The sequence below is a fragment of the Pseudomonas sp. VA159-2 genome, from assembly GCF_024126635.1.
GTDB classification, from domain to species: Bacteria; Pseudomonadota; Gammaproteobacteria; order Pseudomonadales; family Pseudomonadaceae; genus Aquipseudomonas; species Aquipseudomonas muyukensis.
On record NZ_JAMYBV010000001.1, the window covers coordinates 61,178 to 77,439 of the forward strand.

The 16,262-nt window shown below is 65.8% G+C and carries 18 protein-coding genes and 1 tRNA gene; 6 read left to right on the plus strand and 13 right to left on the minus strand.

Features of this window, described 5'->3' with window-relative positions; all coding sequences use genetic code 11:
* Window positions 1–186 precede the first annotated feature (186 nt).
* From NJG22_RS00275 to queA, 6 genes are all read right to left on the minus strand, one after another.
* On the minus strand, window positions 187–735 hold the full coding sequence (locus NJG22_RS00275) for a glycine zipper 2TM domain-containing protein (RefSeq protein WP_134689993.1): 549 nt from the start codon (window positions 733–735) through the stop codon (window positions 187–189).
* 121 nt (window positions 736–856) lie between these two features.
* Window positions 857–1,765: a protein translocase subunit SecF gene (secF, locus tag NJG22_RS00280; protein ID WP_134689994.1), complete on the minus strand. Its 909-nt coding sequence runs from the start codon at window positions 1,763–1,765 to the stop codon at window positions 857–859.
* 10 nt (window positions 1,766–1,775) lie between these two features.
* Window positions 1,776–3,638: a protein translocase subunit SecD gene (gene secD, locus NJG22_RS00285; RefSeq protein ID WP_134689995.1), complete on the minus strand. Its 1,863-nt coding sequence runs from the start codon at window positions 3,636–3,638 to the stop codon at window positions 1,776–1,778.
* 64 nt (window positions 3,639–3,702) lie between these two features.
* Window positions 3,703–4,038: a preprotein translocase subunit YajC gene (gene yajC, locus NJG22_RS00290; protein WP_110735801.1), complete on the minus strand. Its 336-nt coding sequence runs from the start codon at window positions 4,036–4,038 to the stop codon at window positions 3,703–3,705.
* Window positions 4,039–4,081: 43 nt separating this feature from the next.
* A complete protein-coding gene (tgt, locus tag NJG22_RS00295) occupies window positions 4,082–5,197 on the minus strand; it encodes a tRNA guanosine(34) transglycosylase Tgt (protein WP_186659038.1) in 1,116 nt (371 codons plus the stop codon).
* Between the two features lie 14 nt (window positions 5,198–5,211).
* Window positions 5,212–6,261: a tRNA preQ1(34) S-adenosylmethionine ribosyltransferase-isomerase QueA gene (gene queA, locus NJG22_RS00300; protein ID WP_253091665.1), complete on the minus strand. Its 1,050-nt coding sequence runs from the start codon at window positions 6,259–6,261 to the stop codon at window positions 5,212–5,214.
* A 108-nt stretch (window positions 6,262–6,369) separates the two neighbouring features.
* Between queA and NJG22_RS00305 the strand changes: the two genes are divergently transcribed.
* From NJG22_RS00305 to NJG22_RS00320, 4 genes are all read left to right on the plus strand, one after another.
* Window positions 6,370–6,454, plus strand: a tRNA-Leu gene (locus tag NJG22_RS00305).
* A gap of 123 nt (window positions 6,455–6,577) precedes the next feature.
* Window positions 6,578–7,036 (plus strand): hypothetical protein, encoded by a 459-nt coding sequence (locus NJG22_RS00310; protein WP_253091666.1) that lies wholly within the window; start codon window positions 6,578–6,580, stop codon window positions 7,034–7,036.
* Window positions 7,037–7,106: 70 nt separating this feature from the next.
* A complete protein-coding gene (locus tag NJG22_RS00315) occupies window positions 7,107–7,589 on the plus strand; it encodes a GNAT family N-acetyltransferase (protein WP_253091667.1) in 483 nt (160 codons plus the stop codon).
* Between the two features lie 156 nt (window positions 7,590–7,745).
* A complete protein-coding gene (locus NJG22_RS00320) occupies window positions 7,746–8,642 on the plus strand; it encodes a bestrophin family ion channel (protein ID WP_253091668.1) in 897 nt (298 codons plus the stop codon).
* 396 nt (window positions 8,643–9,038) lie between these two features.
* Here NJG22_RS00320 and phnE read toward each other — a convergent pair whose 3' ends face one another.
* Genes phnE through NJG22_RS00340 form a run of 4 tightly spaced genes read right to left on the minus strand, consistent with a single transcriptional unit; the run spans window position 9,039 to window position 12,269 of the window.
* Window positions 9,039–9,806, minus strand: a complete 768-nt coding sequence (phnE, locus tag NJG22_RS00325; protein ID WP_253091669.1) for a phosphonate ABC transporter, permease protein PhnE — start codon at window positions 9,804–9,806, stop codon at window positions 9,039–9,041.
* Window positions 9,803–10,630: an ABC transporter permease subunit gene (locus NJG22_RS00330; protein ID WP_253091670.1), complete on the minus strand. Its 828-nt coding sequence runs from the start codon at window positions 10,628–10,630 to the stop codon at window positions 9,803–9,805. The genes phnE and NJG22_RS00330 overlap by 4 nt, the downstream gene beginning before the upstream one ends.
* On the minus strand, window positions 10,624–11,418 hold the full coding sequence (locus NJG22_RS00335) for an ATP-binding cassette domain-containing protein (RefSeq protein ID WP_253091671.1): 795 nt from the start codon (window positions 11,416–11,418) through the stop codon (window positions 10,624–10,626). The genes NJG22_RS00330 and NJG22_RS00335 overlap by 7 nt, the downstream gene beginning before the upstream one ends.
* Window positions 11,415–12,269: a putative selenate ABC transporter substrate-binding protein gene (locus tag NJG22_RS00340; RefSeq protein ID WP_253091672.1), complete on the minus strand. Its 855-nt coding sequence runs from the start codon at window positions 12,267–12,269 to the stop codon at window positions 11,415–11,417. The genes NJG22_RS00335 and NJG22_RS00340 overlap by 4 nt, the downstream gene beginning before the upstream one ends.
* A 124-nt stretch (window positions 12,270–12,393) precedes the next feature.
* Here NJG22_RS00340 and selD point away from each other — a divergent pair, with 124 nt between their 5' ends.
* Window positions 12,394–13,428, plus strand: a complete 1,035-nt coding sequence (gene selD, locus NJG22_RS00345) for a selenide, water dikinase SelD (RefSeq protein ID WP_253091673.1) — start codon at window positions 12,394–12,396, stop codon at window positions 13,426–13,428.
* The gene (mnmH, locus tag NJG22_RS00350; RefSeq protein WP_253091674.1) at window positions 13,428–14,540 is read left to right on the plus strand and encodes a tRNA 2-selenouridine(34) synthase MnmH; all 1,113 of its coding nucleotides are present in this window, start codon (window positions 13,428–13,430) and stop codon (window positions 14,538–14,540) included. Before selD ends, mnmH begins: the two co-directional genes overlap by 1 nt.
* Window positions 14,541–14,543: 3 nt before the next feature.
* Here mnmH and NJG22_RS00355 read toward each other — a convergent pair whose 3' ends face one another.
* The 3 genes from NJG22_RS00355 to NJG22_RS00365 form a co-directional block, all read right to left on the minus strand.
* Window positions 14,544–14,930 carry a lysozyme inhibitor LprI family protein gene (locus NJG22_RS00355; protein WP_253091675.1) on the minus strand — a complete coding sequence of 129 codons (387 nt, stop codon included), beginning with the start codon at window positions 14,928–14,930 and terminating at the stop codon, window positions 14,544–14,546.
* 140 nt (window positions 14,931–15,070) lie between these two features.
* Entirely contained in the window at window positions 15,071–15,610 is a 540-nt protein-coding gene (locus NJG22_RS00360; protein WP_253091676.1) for a hypothetical protein, read from the minus strand.
* Window positions 15,611–15,662: 52 nt separating this feature from the next.
* A complete protein-coding gene (locus NJG22_RS00365; protein ID WP_217850086.1) occupies window positions 15,663–16,226 on the minus strand; it encodes a GNAT family N-acetyltransferase in 564 nt (187 codons plus the stop codon).
* Window positions 16,227–16,262 lie beyond the last annotated feature (36 nt).

Here is a 16,262-nt window from a genome sequence, read left to right on the forward strand (position 1 = left end):
AAAAAAGCACCCTCGGGTGCTTTTTTTATGCCTGTACCCCACGCGCGCCCTGTAGGAGCGGCCTTGTGTCGCGAAAGGGGCGCGAAGCGGCCCCAGGATCTGTGATATGCCGCGAGATTGCCGGGGCTGCTTCGCAGCCCTTTCGCGACACAAGGCCGCTCCTACACAAAGCAGCTCGCGCCGGGATCACTGCCCCGGCTGATTCTGGCTCAACACCAGCTTGCCATTCTTGTCCAACGGAATGGTCGAACCTGGGTCACGGTCCATCTTCACCTTGCCCACCTGGTCACCGATGGAATAGGTCACGTTGTAGCCCACCACCTTCTCGCTCAGGTCATTGACCGTGTTGCAGCGGGTCTGGGTAGTGGTATAGGTGTCACGCTCCTGCATGTACTCCTGGGCCTTGTTGCCGGCATAACCGCCACCCACCGCACCGGCCACCGTGGCGATCTTCTTGCCGGTACCACCGCCGATCTGGTTGCCCAGCAGGCCGCCGGCGAGCGCGCCGACCACGGTACCGGCGATCTGGTGCTGGTCCTTGACCGGCGCCTGGCGCGTCACCGCCACGTCCTTGCACACCTGGCGCGGCGTCTTGATGGTTTCCTTGATCGGCTGCACGTCGGTGACCTGGGCGTACTCAGGCCCTTTGTTCACCAAGCTGTAGGTCGCCACAGCACCTCCGGCGGTTACACCGACAGCACCCAGTACCGCACCCACCAGCATTGATTTGTTCACGTGAACCTCCTAGTCATACCCGCGGGGTCTTGGCCCGCCTTCTCCTTGCCTTGGAGCAAAAAAAAAGGCGCGAGTTCAACACTCGCGCCTTTCTTTACGCCAAACGGCGCGGGACGAAGCCTTACGGACGCTCGTCCACACCCTCGGTCTTCACCGGCGGGATCAGGTCTTCGCTGTTCAGGTTCAGCCAGATCAGCACCACGTTGGCGATGTAGATCGACGAGTAGGTACCCGCCATGACGCCGATGAACAGCGCCAGGGAGAAGCCGAACAGGTTGTCGCCGCCGAAGAACAGCAGCGCGGCGATGGCCAGCAAGGTCGACACCGAGGTGGCGATGGTGCGCAGCAGGGTCTGGGTGGTCGAGACGTTGATGTTCTCGATCAGCGAGGCCTTGCGCATCACCCGGAAGTTCTCGCGCACCCGGTCGAACACGACGATGGTGTCGTTGAGCGAGTAACCGATGATCGCCAGCACCGCCGCCAGCACCGTCAGGTCGAAGGTGATCTGGAAGAACGACAGGATACCCAGCGTGACCACCACGTCGTGGACCAGCGAGATGATCGCGCCCACGGCGAACTTCCACTGGAAGCGGAAGGCCAGGTAGATGAGGATGCCGCCCAGGGCCAGGAGCATGCCCATGCCGCCCTGGTCGCGCAGCTCTTCACCCACCTGCGGGCCGACGAACTCGACGCGCTTGACCGTGGCCGGGTTGTCGCCGCCGGCTTTCTGCAGCGCCGCGGCCACCTTGTTGCCCAGCTGCGGGTCATCGCCGGGCATGCGCACCAGCAGGTCGGTGGTGGCGCCGAAGCTCTGCACCACGGCCTCGTGGAAGCCGGAGTCGACCAGTTCGGCACGCACGGCCTTGAGATCCGCCGGACGCTCGTAGGTCAGCTCGATCAGCGTGCCGCCGGTGAAGTCCAGGCCGAAGTTCAGGCCTTTCTGCCACCAGCTGAACAGCGCCAGCACGGTCAGGAGCACGGTAATGGCGAACGCGACATTGCGCACGCCCATGAAGTTGATGGTTTTCATCGCAGCTCCCTCAAACCCACAGCTTCTTGATGTCACGCCCGCCGCAGGTCAGGTTGACCATGGCGCGGGTCACCATGACGGCGGTGAACATCGAGGTGAAAATCCCGAGGGACATGGTGACCGCGAAGCCCTTGACCGGGCCGGTACCCATGGCGAACAGGATGCCGCCGACCAGCAGGCTGGTCAGGTTGGCGTCGATGATCGCGGTGTAGGCGCGGTTGAAACCTTCGTGGATGGCGCGCTGCACCGACATGCCGGCTTTGAGCTCCTCGCGGATACGCGAGAAGATCAGCACGTTGGCGTCCACCGCCATACCCATGGTCAACACGATACCGGCGATACCCGGCAGGGTCAGCGTGGCGCCCAGCAGCGACATCAGCGCCAGCAGCAGGACCATGTTGCCCGCCAGGGCAACGGTGGCGATCACGCCGAAGCCGCGGTAGATGGCGATGATGAACAGCGAGACGAACAGCATGCCCCACAGCGACGCATCGATACCCTTGGTGATGTTGTCGGCACCCAGGCTTGGGCCAATGGTACGTTCTTCGGCGAAGTACATCGGCGCGGCCAGACCACCGGCACGCAGCAGCAGGGCCAGTTCCGAGGACTCACCCTGGCCGTTCAGGCCGGTGATGCGGAATTGGCTGCCCAGCGGCGACTGGATGGTCGCCAGGCTGATGATTTTCTTCTCTTCCTTGAAGCTCTGTACGGCAACGTCCTTCTCGACGCCGTCGACGGTCTGCTTCTCGTAGCGGGTGATCGGCTTCTGCTCGATGAAGATCACCGCCATGCTGCGCCCAACGTTGCTGCGGGTGGCGCGGCTCATCAGCTCGCCGCCATGGCCGTCGAGGCGAATGTTCACCTGCGGGCGACCGTGCTCGTCGAAGCTGGCCTGGGCGTCGGTGACCTGGTCACCGGTGATGATCAGGCCGCGCTCGACCGCGGCGGAGCGGCCGCCTTCGCGGAACTCGAACACCTCGGTGGTGGCCTTGGAAGCGCCCGGCTCGGCACCGAAGCGGAACTCCAGGTTGGCGGTCTTGCCGAGGATACGCTTGGCCTCGGCGGTGTCCTGCACGCCCGGCAGCTCGACCACGATGCGGTTGGCGCCCTGGCGCTGGACCAGCGGCTCGGCCACGCCCAGCTCGTTCACACGGTTGCGAACGGTGGTCAGGTTCTGCTTGATGGAGTATTCGCGGATCTCGGCGACCTTGGCCTGGGTCAGGGCCAGGCGCAGCACGGCAAGTTCGCTGCGCTCGGTGGTGGTCAGGTCGAAATCATTGAAATTCTTGCGGATCAGGCTGCGGGCCTGTTCGCGGGTGGCATCGTCGGCGAAGCCCAGCATGATCCCGCCATCCTGCTGCGGCAGGCTGCGGTAGCGGATGCGCTCTTTGCGCAGCAAGGTCTTGACCTCGCCTTCGTAGACTTTCATGCGCGCGGTCATGGCCTTGTCCATGTCCACTTCCAGCAGGAAGTGCACACCACCGGACAGGTCCAGGCCGAGCTTCATCGGGCTGGCACCCAGGTTGCGCAGCCACTGCGGGGTGGTCTGGGCCAGGTTCAGGGCCACGACATAGTCGTCGCCGAGAGCCTTGCGCGCCACATCCTTGGCCGGCAGCTGGTCTTCCTGGTTGCTCAGGCGCACCAGGGCACTGCCCTTCTCGCCCAGGCTGCCGCCCTTGACGGTGATGCCGGCATCGCCCAGCGCCTTGGTCACGCGGTCGAGGTCGGCCTGGCTGACATGCAGGGCGGAGCTGGCGCCGCTGATCTGCACCGCCGGATCATCCGGGTAGAGGTTGGGTGCGGAATAAATGAAGCCGACCGTCAGTACCAACACGATCAGCAGGTATTTCCACAGAGGGTATTTGTTCAGCATCACGCCGCCCGTTCAAGACGCGGGGCGCTTTGCGCGCCCCGACTGGAAAAATGAAACCGGTAACTCAGATAGCCTTGAGCGTACCTTTTGGCAGGGTCGCGGCAATGGCGCCCTTCTGGAACTTCAGTTCGACGTTGTCGGACACTTCCAGGACCACGAAGTCGTCGGCAACCTTGACGATCTTGCCGGCGATGCCGCCGTTGGTGACCACTTCGTCACCCTTTTGCAGGTTGCTCAGCAGGTTTTTCTGCTCTTTGGCACGCTTGGCCTGCGGGCGCCAGATCATCAGGTAGAAGATGACCAGGAAACCGACCAGGAAAATCCACTCGAAGCCGGTACCGGCTGGGCCGGCGGCGGGGGCTGCTGCGTCCGCGTAGGCGGCGGGAATCAAGAAGCTCATTGGGCACTCCTAATGCAAATTTTCTAATAATGGATGCGAACAGTCAGTCCAAGGGCGGCACAGGCAGCCCGCGCTTGGCGTAGAAGGCGTCGACAAAGGCGGCCAATTTACCTTGTTGGATAGCTTCGCGTAAACCGGCCATCAAGCGCTGGTAATGGCGCAAGTTGTGGATGGTATTCAGCATGCTGCTCAGCATTTCGCCGCACTTGTCCAGGTGGTGCAGATAAGCGCGGGAGAAGTTGCTGCAGGTATAGCAATCGCAGGTCGGATCCAGCGGCGATTCATCGTGGCGATGGAACGCGTTGCGGATCTTGATCACCCCTGTGTCGACGAACAGGTGGCCGTTGCGCGCATTGCGGGTAGGCATCACGCAGTCGAACATGTCGACGCCGCGGCGCACACCCTCTACAAGATCTTCCGGCTTGCCTACCCCCATAAGGTAACGAGGTTTGTCAGCGGGCATTTGCGCCGGCAGGTAGTCCAGCACCTTGATCATCTCGTGCTTGGGCTCGCCCACCGACAGACCACCGATGGCCAGGCCGTCGAAGTCGATGTTGACCAGCGCTTCCAGCGAGCGCATGCGCAGGTCCTGGTACATGCCGCCCTGGACGATGCCGAACAGCGCCGCGGTGTTGTCGCCGTGGGCGTTCTTCGAGCGCTGGGCCCAGCGCAACGACAGCTCCATCGAGGTGCGCGCCACGTCGTGCTCGGCCGGGTACGGCGTGCACTCGTCGAAGATCATCACGATGTCCGAGCCCAGGTCGCGCTGCACCTGCATGGACTCTTCCGGGCCCATGAACACTTTCGAACCATCCACTGGCGAGGCGAAGGTCACGCCTTCCTCCTTGATCTTGCGCATGGCGCCCAGGCTGAACACCTGGAAACCACCGGAATCAGTGAGGATAGGGCCTTTCCATTGCATGAAGTCGTGCAGGCCGTTGTGTTTCTTGATGACCTCGGTGCCCGGGCGCAGCCATAGGTGGAAGGTGTTGCCGAGGATGATCTCGGCGCCGATGGCCTCGATATCGCGTGGCAGCATGCCCTTGACCGTGCCGTAGGTGCCCACCGGCATGAAGGCCGGGGTCTCGACGGTGCCACGGGGGAAGGTCAGCCGGCCGCGACGGGCCTTGCCGTCGGTGGCCAGCAGTTCGAACGACATTCGACAGGTGCGACTCATGCTTGATCCTCTGGGCCGCGTGGCGCCGGATTGCGGGTGATGAACATGGCATCACCGTAACTGAAGAAGCGGTAACCCTGTTCGACCGCCGCCGCGTAGGCAGCCATGGTCTGGGGGTAACCGGCGAAGGCCGAGACCAGCATCAGCAGCGTGGACTCCGGCAGGTGGAAGTTGGTGACCAGGGCATCGACCACATGGAACGGCCGGCCCGGGAAGATGAAGATGTCGGTGTCGCCGCTGAAGGCCTTGAGCTCGCCGTCGCGCGCCGCGCTTTCCAGCGAGCGTACGCTGGTGGTGCCCACGGCGACCACCCGCCCGCCGCGGGCGCGGCAGGCCTGCACGGCGTCGACCACGTCCTGGCTCACTTCGAGCCACTCTTTATGCATGGTGTGGTCTTCGATCTTGTCGACCCGCACCGGCTGGAAGGTGCCGGCGCCCACATGCAGGGTGACGAAGGCGCGCTCGACGCCCTTGGCGGCGATCTTCGCCAGCAGCGACTCATCGAAGTGCAGGCCGGCGGTGGGCGCGGCCACGGCGCCGGCGCGCTCGGCGTAGACAGTCTGGTAGCGCTCGCGGTCGGCGCCCTCGTCGGGGCGGTCGATGTAGGGCGGCAGCGGCATGTGGCCGACGCGCTCGAGCAGCGGCAGCACTTCTTCGTTGAAGCGCAGTTCGAACAGCGTCTCGTGACGGGCGACCATCTCGGCCTCGCCACCGCCATCGATGAGGATCTGCGCGCCCTCTTTCGGCGCCTTGCTGGCGCGCACATGGGCCAGCACGCGGTGGCTGTCGAGCACGCGCTCGACCAGCACCTCCAGCTTGCCGCCGGAGGCTTTCTGGCCGAACAGCCGCGCCGGGATCACCCGGGTGTTGTTGAACACCATCAGGTCGCCGGGGCGCAGGTAGTCGAGCAGGTCGGTGAACTGCTTGTGGGCCAACTCGCCGCTGGGGCCATCGAGCACCAGCAGGCGGCTGCCGTGACGCTCGGCCAGGGGGTGGCGGGCGATCAGGGAATCGGGGAGTTCGAAGGAAAAATCGGCGACGCGCATGATGATGTTCGGGTTCGACAGGGCCGGGAAGTTTAGCCCAATGCGCGAAAATTGACCATGAAAGCCGATTGACCGGCTTGAGTGACCTCTCTATACTGCGGCGCCTAAGCCCTGATGGCGGAATTGGTAGACGCGGCGGATTCAAAATCCGTTTTCGAAAGGAGTGGGAGTTCGAGTCTCCCTCGGGGCACCAAGATCCAGAAAAAACCGACCTTATGGTCGGTTTTTTTGTGCCTGAAAAACAGGCGAGAGCCAGCCGTTTTCACCACCACCACCACCACCACCACCACCACCACCACGACAGGAAGTCCAGGGTATGCCAGCACAGCAATCGAACACAGGAATGCGAGCCCGTCTTTGGACCGTTCTGCCTGGCTTGCTCGGGGGCATGGTGGTAACCACCTGCATCGCCCCCTTCGGCGAGTTTTTCTGGGGGAACGTTGTCGACATCTGGGGGCCGCAGGCCGCCATCCTGGTCATTCTGCTGATGCTACGGGCGCCAAGCCCGGTAATCGGCGGCGCCGCACTGACCATGGCGCTGTACCTCGGGCTTTTCTACCTTTGGTTCTTCACCAGCGGACGAGGCGATGTGATGGCTTGGTTCGCCTACCTGTTCAGCTTGCCTGGAGCACTGATCGGCGCCTGCCTGGCGCTGTGCTTCACGCGGCGGGCAACACCTGTGCTCGCCGTTGTGCTGGCCGCTGCCTGGGTGACGGCCGGGTTGGTGGTCAATCAGACGATCATCTGCTCTACCCTCATCTACTGCCTGGGGTGAGGCAGACATAGGACGTGCAACGGCGAGGCCATGGCGTATGCTGGCCACTCACTCGAGCACGGATTTCCCCATGCAACTAAGCCACCGCCCCGTCACGCATGCCGATATCCCCGCCCTTTGCTGCTTCCCACAGGGCCCGGACGAACTGTTCTACATGTTCCCCAAGGCCACCTACCCCCTGACGCCCGAACAATTGAGCGACGCCATCGCCCAGCGCAGCGGCTCGACGGTGATCGAGGCCGATGGCGTGCTCGTTGGCTTCGCCAATTTCTACAAGGCCGAGCACGGCGGCGTCTGCGCGCTGGGCAACGTGGTGGTGGCACCGGCCGCACGGGGCAAGGGGGTGGCGCGCTACCTGGTGCAAAGCATGCTCGCCCTGGCCCGCGAGCAGTTCGCCGCGCGGGAGCTGTGGGTGTCGTGCTTCAACCACAACACCGCAGGCTTGCTGCTTTATCCACAGCTGGGTTTCGTCCCGTTCGCGATCGAACAGCGCCGCGCGCCCGATGGCAGCCGGGTGGCGCTGGTGCAGATGAAGCAGATGTGCAACCCATAACCCGGTAGGCGCCAGCCTTGCTGGCGAACAGCACCACCACCGATTTGCGCGTGGCGTTCGTTCGCCAGCAAGGCGGGCGCCTACACGACGAAACACACCGAACCTTACCCCGCCGCCGGCGTCGGAACCTGCATCCATCGCTTCGAGGTTCCCCACGTGAAAACCCTGCTCATCCGCAAGTACCGCTTGGTGGTCAAGACCTTCGGCTATATCGGCTGGTCGCTGTTCTGGCTGCTGATCTGGGACGTGCTGGTCACCATCGACTTCATGCTGTTCTTCAACAGCAAGTTCAGCCTGCCGCTGATCCCGCTGACCTTGCTGGGCTCGGCGCTGGTGGTGCTGGTGAGCTTTCGCAACAGCAGCGCCTACAACCGCTGGTGGGAAGCCCGCACGCTGTGGGGCGCGCTGGTGAACGGCTCGCGCAGCTTTGCCCGCCAGGTACTGACACTGATAGACGACCCGCAGGAAGGGCCAAACCCACTGAAGGCCACCTTGCTGCGCCGGCATATCGCCTATGTGAACTGCCTGGCGGCGCACCTGAAGGGCGACACGTGTCCGGACGAGTTGATGGCGTTCATCCCGCCCGACGAATTCGAGCGGCGCAACCGTTCGAACAACTTCGCCAACGATATCCTCGGTGGCTCGGCGGCGTTGCTGGCCCGGGAGTACCAGGCCGGGCGGCTGGACAGCATTCGCCTGGCACGGCTGGCGTCGACGCTGGTGGACCTGTCCAATGCCCAGGGCGGCATGGAACGCATCGCCAATACGCCGCTGCCCTACCCTTACGTGTACTTTCCACGGCTGTTCATCACCTTGTTCTGCCTGATCGTGCCGGTGGGGCTGGTGGAATCGCTGGGCTGGTTCACGCCGCTGGCCTCGACGGTGGTGGGCTTCATGCTGCTGGCGATCGAGCGCATCGGCACCGACCTGCAAAGCCCGTTTCGCGCCAGCGAGCACCAGATCCCGATGGACAGCATCTGCGAGACCATCGAGCGCAACCTGGAGTCGATGCAGCGTGGGGAGCAGGTGTCTGCGGCGAACGCCATGCCGTAGCCAGCCTGCTGGCGAACCCGGCAACGCGGTGGATGGCACCGGCGCTGCCGGTGTTCGCCGGCAAGCCGGCTCCTACGGGGTGTTCGCAGGTTGCAGCGTGTAGGAGCCAGCCTTGCTGGCGAACCCGGCGGCGCGGTGGACGGCACCGGCGCTGCCGGTGTTCGCCGGCAAGCCGACTCCTACGGGGTGTTCGCAGGTTGCAGGGTGTAGGAGCCAGCCTTGCTGGCGAACCCGGCAACGCGGTGGATGGACCGGCGCTGCCGGTGTTCGCCGGCAAGGCTTGCGGCGCGATGGGGCGCGTAGCGGCCCCAGGTTTGAGCTGCGCCTCGTAGATCGCCGGGGCCGCTGCGCAGCCCTTTCGCGACGCAAGGCCGCTCCTACAGGGATAGCGCCTGTCTAGGCCCTCACATACCGCTGGCGCAGCACATCGCTGAACGCATCCACCAGCAACACCAGCACCAGCATGGCGATGATCACCGTGCTGGCCTGGGCCTCCTGGAACAGGCTCAGGGTGGTGTAGAGCATCTGCCCCAGGCCGCCCGCGCCGACGAAACCGAGCACGCTGGCCATGCGGATGTTGTTCTCCCAGCGGTACAGGCTGTAGGCCAGCAGCTGCGGCCACAGGTTGGGCAAGGTGCCAAAACAAAACGCCGCCACCTGGCCGCCGCCCTGCAGGCGAATCGCCGCCGCCGGCTCCGGCGGGGCGTTTTCCAGGGCCTCGGCGAACAGGCGGCCGAGCACGCCGGCGGTATGCAGCGCCAGCGCCAGCGTGCCGGCGTTGGGCCCCAGCCCTGCGGCGAGCACGGTCAGCGCCGCCCACACCAGCTCGGGAATCGCCCGCAGCGCATTGAGCAGCAAACGCGCCGCGCCTTGCAGCGGCCAGCCAAATCGCCCCGCCGCCGGCAGCGCCAGCACCATGCCGAGCAGCATCGCCAGCAAGGTGCCGAGCCCGGACATCGCCAGGGTCTCCAGCGCCCCCCGGCCCACGGCGCGCAAGTGCTCGAGCGACAGGTCCGGCTGCAGGAAGCGCCCGGCGTACTCCGCCATCTGCCCCAACCCGCCCTCGCCGACCACCGCGTGCAGGTCCAGCTCCAGATAGGCGAACGACGCCACCACCGCCGCGACGATGCCCAGCAGCACCAATAGGTTGATTGCCCGGTTCATGCCAGCCTCCCGCGCAGAAAACGGCTGAGCAGGTCGGCCAGCACCACCAGCACCAGGAACGCCAGCAGCATGCTCGCCACCTGGTCGCCGGCGAACATGCGCATCGACAAATCGATCTGCTGGCCCAGGCCGCCAGCGCCGACGAAGCCCATCACCACCGAGGCGCGTACCGCGCACTCCCAGCGGTAGACGGTGTACGACACCACCTCGGCCGCGGCATTGGGCAGGATGCCGTAGCAGAACGCCGCCAAGCGACTACTGCCGGCCTGCAACAAGGCATGGGCCGGGCGTTGGTCGACCGACTCGAAGATTTCCGCATAGACCTTGCCGAGCATGCCGCTGTAGGTGATGGCGATGGCCAGCACCCCGGCGGTCGGGCCCAGCCCCACGGCGCGGACGAACAGCAGCGCCCAGACGATCTCTGGCACGCTGCGCAGGAACACCAGCAGGCCGCGCACCGGCAGGCGCAAGGTGCGCGACCAGAACCCCGGGCGCCCGCCGCGGGAGGCTGCGCGCAGCGACAGGGCGCGGCTGGCCAGCAGGCTGGCCGGTATCGCCAGCAGCAGGGCCAGGGCCATGCCGGCAGTGGCCACGGCCAGGGTCTGCAAGGTGGCTTGCCACAGCAGGCCAAGGAAGTCGTGATCGTGGGCCGGCGGCCAGAAACCACTGACGAAACTGGCCATCTGCTGCCGGTTTTCCGCCTGCAGCAGCACGCCGGGGTTCAGTTCGCTCAGCTGCACTCCAGGCCACAGCAGGGCCAGGCACAGCAAGGTCAACAGCAGGCGAGGTAGCGCCGCAGGGTCGCGGGCAGCGGCGTTCAGCATCGTGGGATCTGCACCGTCAGGCTCGCCCCGGCGATGACCGGCGACGCCAACTGCTCATTGGCATACAACGCATCCAGCAGGCTTTGGCTCACCGCCTCAGCCGGGCAGTCGAAGGCCACGTGCCCTTCGCGGATACCGATGACCCGCGGGAAGTGCGCCAATGCCAGCTCCACCGCGTGCAGGCTGGCGACCAGGGTCACGCCATGGGCCTGGGCATGGCGGTTGAGCAGCGCCAGGCTGTGGTCGGCCAGCACCGGGTCCATCGCCGAGACCGGCTCGTCGGCCAGCAGCACCTGCGGGCGCTGGTACAGCGCCCGGGCGATGCCGACCCGCTGCAACTGACCACCGGACAACTGCCCGCACTGGACGAACAGCTTGTCCGCCAACCCCAGTTCGGCCAGGGCCTGGCGCGCACCCGGCACATCGCCTGGGTGCAGCAGGTTGAGCAGGCCGCGCAGGGTGCCCCACTGGCCCAGGCGCCCGGCCAGCACCGCGGTGACCACCCGCTGGCGCGGCGGCAAGGGCGGCGCCTGGTGTACCAGTGCCACCCGTGCCCGCAGGCGCTGGCGAGCGCGCGCCGACAACGCCCAAGGCTGGGCGTCGAGCAGCGTCAGTTGCCCGGCGCTGGGTTGCACGGCGGTGGCCATCAGGTGCAGCAGGCTCGACTTGCCGGCCCCGGACGGGCCGATGATCGCCACCCGCTCACCCTGGTCGATGCGCAGATCCACGGCGTTCAGGGCCTGGACCTGGCCGTGGCGCAGGCTGGCCCCTTGCAGACGAATAGTCACTTGAGCAGGCCGGCCTCACGCGCGGCTTGCTCGGTACCCTGGTAGTTCTCCGGCTGGGTCTCGATGAAGCGGCTGGCCGCCTGCAGGTCGAGGATGGCCTTGTCGGCAGGCTTGGCCGGGTCCAGGGCGAGGAAGGCTTGCTTGATCTTGGCCTTCAGCGCCGGGTCCATGTTGCCGCGCACGGTCCAGTTGTAGTCGAAGTAGGTCGGCGTGGTGGCGAACACCTTGACCTTGCTGGTATCGACCTTGCCGGCATCGACCAGCTTCTGCCACACGCTGGCGTTGAGCACGCCGGCATCGACCTTGCCTGCGGCAACCCAGGCCACGGTGGCATCGTGGGCACCGGAGTAGGCGACGCGGCTGAAGTAGCCCTCGGGCTTGATGTTGTCTTGCTTCAACATGAAGTAGCGCGGCATCAGGCTGCCGGAGGTGGACGAGATCGAGCCGAAGGCGAAGGTCTTGCCCTTCAGGTCGGCCAGGCTCTTCACCTCGGGGTTGGCGGTGATGAACTTGGAGGTGAACTGGGCGTCCTGCTCACGCTGCACCAGCGGGGTCGCGGTCGGATCCTTCAGGTGCACCTGGACGAAGGTGAAACCGCCCAGCCAGGCCATGTCCAGGCGGTTGCTGGCCAGCGACTCGACCACTGCCGGGTAGTCGCTCACCGGCACGAACTGCACCTTCATGCCCAGTTGCTGCTCGAGGTATTCACCCAGCGGCTTGAACTTGCGCAGCAGTTCGGTCGGCGCTTCGTCGGGGATGGCGCTGACGCGCAGTACCTCGGCTGCCTGGGCGAAAACGGCGCAGCAGGACAGCGCGAGGCCGGCAGCGAGTGCCAGGGGGCGTTTGAACATGGGGGTTCTCCGGTTCAATAGCGGGGAAGGTGCGGCAAAACGCCGACGGAGTGGAATTATAAGAGGCGCAGGCGCAAAGGCCAGCTTTGCTACAATCGCCCATCACGAAAATCCCGAGGTGCGTATGAGCGAGCCGATTCGTCTGACCCAGTACAGCCACGGCGCCGGCTGTGGCTGCAAGATTTCCCCCAAGGTGCTGGATGTGATCCTCGCCGAGAGCGGCACGCAGGCGCTGGACCCGAAACTCTGGGTCGGCAACGCCTCGCGCGACGACGCCGCGGTCTATGCCCTGGACGACGAGCGCGGCGTGGTCTCGACCACCGACTTCTTCATGCCCATCGTCGACGACCCGTACGACTTCGGGCGCATCGCCGCCACCAACGCCATCAGCGACATCTACGCCATGGGCGGCGACCCGCTGATGGCCATCGCCATCCTCGGCTGGCCGGTCAACGTACTGCCACCTGAAGTGGCCCGCGAAGTGATTCGCGGCGGCCGCGCGGTGTGCGCCGAAGCCGGCATCCCGCTGGCCGGCGGCCACTCCATCGACGCCCCCGAACCGATCTTCGGCCTGGCCGTCACCGGCGTGGTGAGCAAGCGCCACCTCAAGCGCAACGACACCGCCAGCGTCGGCTGCAAGCTGTACCTGACCAAGCCCCTGGGCATCGGCATCCTCACCACCGCCGAGAAGAAAGCCAAGCTGCGCGAGCAGGACCAGGGCCTGGCCCGCGACTGGATGTGCACCCTCAACACCCCGGGCAGCCGCTTCGGCAAGCTCGATGGCGTGCTGGCGATGACCGACGTCACCGGCTTCGGCCTGCTCGGCCACCTGGTCGAGGTCGCCGAAGGCAGCGGCCTGACCGCGCGCCTTGAGTTCGACGCCGTGCCGCGCCTGCCCAGCGTCGACTACTACCTGGCCGAGGGCTGCATCCCCGGCGGCACCCTGCGCAACTACGACAGCTATGGGCACAAGATCGGCGCGCTCAGCGACGACCAGAAGCACCTGCTGTGCGACCCGCAGACCAGCGGCGGCCTGCTGGTGGCGGTCAGCCCCGAGGGCGAGGACGCGTTCCTCGCCGTGGCCCGGGAACTGGGCCTGGACCTGGCGCCCATCGGCGCGCTGGTCGAGCGACAGAGCCACGCGGTCGAGGTGATCTGATGCGCCCCGACTGCACCGAGCTGAAACAGCTGTTCCTCGACGACGTGCCGCTGATGGACATGCGCGCCCCCGTCGAGTTCGCCAAGGGCGCCTTCCCCGGCGCGCTCAACCTGCCACTGATGACCGACCAGGAGCGGCAGAAGGTCGGTACCTGCTACAAGCAACAGGGCCAGGCCGCCGCCATCGCTCTGGGCCACCAACTGGTCAACGGCACGGTCAAGCAACAGCGCCTAGAGGCCTGGGCGGCGTTCGCCCAGGCCCACCCCGACGGCTACCTGTACTGCTTGCGTGGCGGCCTGCGCTCGCAGATCGTCCAGGGCTGGCTCAAGGAAGCGGGCATCCAGTACCCGAAAGTCGTCGGCGGCTACAAGGCCATGCGCACCCTGCTGCTGGAAACCACCCAGCAGGCAGTCGAGCAGTGCGACTTCGTGCTGGTCGGCGGGCTCACCGGCACCGGCAAGACCGACGTGCTGCACCAGCTGGACAACGTCCTCGACCTCGAAGGCCACGCCAACCACCGCGGTTCCAGCTTCGGCAAGCGCGCCACGGCGCAGCCGGCGCAGATCGACTTCGAGAACGCCCTGGCCATCGATGTGCTGAAAAAGCGCGAGCGTGGGCTCGAGCAGTTCGTGCTCGAGGACGAAGGGCGTATCGTCGGCAGCTGCTCGGTACCGCTGGAGCTGTACCAGGGCATGCAGCAGTACCCGCTGGTGTGGCTGGAAGACAGCTTCGCCAACCGCGTGGAGCGCATCCTGCGCGACTACGTGATCAACCTGTGCGCCGAGTTCGTCGCGGTGCACGGCGAGGAAGATGGCCGCCGGCTGTTCGCCGAGCGCATGCGCCAGAGCATGGCCAATATCCACAAGCGCCTCGGCGGCGAGCGCTTCCAGCGCTTGTCCGAGTTGCTGGGGCAGGCCCTGGACGAGCAACTGCGCAGTGGCGATGTGCACCTGCACCGCGGCTGGATCGAAGGGCTGCTCAACGAGTACTACGACCCGATGTATGCCTACCAGCGCGAGGCCAAGGCGAGCCGTATCGAGTTTGCCGGGGATGGCGTGGAGGTGCGCGAGTACCTCAAGGCCCGGGCCAGGCGCCAACAGCGCAGCGGGTGACGGTCACTGCCCGGGGCTGAGGATGCGTTCCAGCTCCGCGGCGCGGTCCTTGCTCATGTCCATTTCGCACATTGCCCCTTCGATTCGGTAGATGCTGCCGTTGCTCAGCTTGCCGTGGAACGCGCAATTGCCGTCGCGGTACTTCATCCAGGTGCGCTGCACCTCGCGCAGGTCCTTCTGCCGCTGGCTGTCGAGCTTGGCCATCAGCTGCTTGTACACCCGGTTGAGCCGGTCATCCTGCAGCTTGGTCTCGGCCTGGATGCAGGCGCCCATGGCCAAGGTGCTGGAGGCCTTGTCCATGCACTGGGTGTAGGTGGACGAATAATCGTCGGCCTGGGCGCAGGCGATCGCCAGCCAGGCACTGGCGCCGAGCAGATACTGCTTGAACATGGGCATTCCTTTATCGGGTGTTCGCGGCACAGCCTAGCAGCCTGCCGCACTTTCATTCACGCACAACGCAGCGATCTGCGCGCGCAGCCGCCGGTGCCGGCAGTGCGGTACCTGGTTCCCCAGCAAACTGGCGCCGACGGTCACAAGGTCTGCGGCTGCTCCGGCGGCACGATCACCTTGTGCGGCTCGAAGCGCAGCGAGGGCATTTGCGTACCGGCATAGATCGCCACGCTCAGGGCCGCGATCAGCGCCACGTCGAGCCAGCCCCAACCCGGAACATCCGCCGCCGAACGCGCCTTCCAGCACCACCAGAGCTGCCCCAGGCAGAACACCAGGATCGCCAGCAGCCACAGGTAGAAGCCCGCGCCGAAGCCGGACACATCCTGGAAGGCGTAGCTCTGGTTGTCCGGCAAGCGGGCGATGCTAAAGCTGCTGGCCACCAGGTACAGCGCCGCCAGCCCGCACACCAGCGCCAGGCGGCGCAAGCGTCGATGGGCGAGGACAGCCAGCGCCAGCAATGGGTTGGCGAACCACTGGTACAGACCAAAGGCGATGCCCCAGGGACCGTAGAGCAGCATCTGCAACGCCGGTACATGCCGGCCCGCCCCCGTCAGGGCGCCATCGAAGGCCAGGCTCAGCAGGTACAGGGCCAGGCTTGTGGTCAGGTAGAAGGCAGGCAACCGCGAACTCCGTCCATTCAGTGTCGAACGCCGACCATAGCGCACCCTGGCCTCAGGCGACAGGCGGTTCGAGCAGCAGGCCGTAAAGCCCCGAGTCGGACAACTCGCCCGCCACGCACCAGCGCGCGCGCAAGGTGCCTTCGAGGACGAAACCCTGGCGTTCGAGGGTACGTGCCGAACCCTGGTTGCGCGGGTCGATTTCCGCCTCCAGGCGGCGCAGGTGCAGGGTGTGGGCAAGGTAGTCGATGAAGCAGGTCAGGGCTTCGTCCATGTAGCCGCGGCCCTGGGCCGACTTGGCCAGGCAGTAGCCGATCTCGCCACGGCGCGAGCCTTCCTCGAGGTTGAACAGCTGGACCATGCCGATCAGCTCGCCGTTGTCGCGGCGGTACATGCCCAGCTTAAGCAACTGGCCGGCGGCGTAGGCTTCACGGTCGGCGGCCAGGGCGCTTTCGGCCTCGGCCAGGGTTTGCCAAGGGGCGTGGTACCAGTAACGCATCACCTCGGGGTCGGCCATGATGGTCAGCCACTGCTGTGCGTCGCCATGGCGCATGGGGCGCAGCTGCAGGCGCGGGCTGTCGAGGCTCAGGTCGCTGGGGAAACTGCGGGGGTCGGGCACACCGGGACTCCTGTCCGATCGTGGGAGATGACAGTC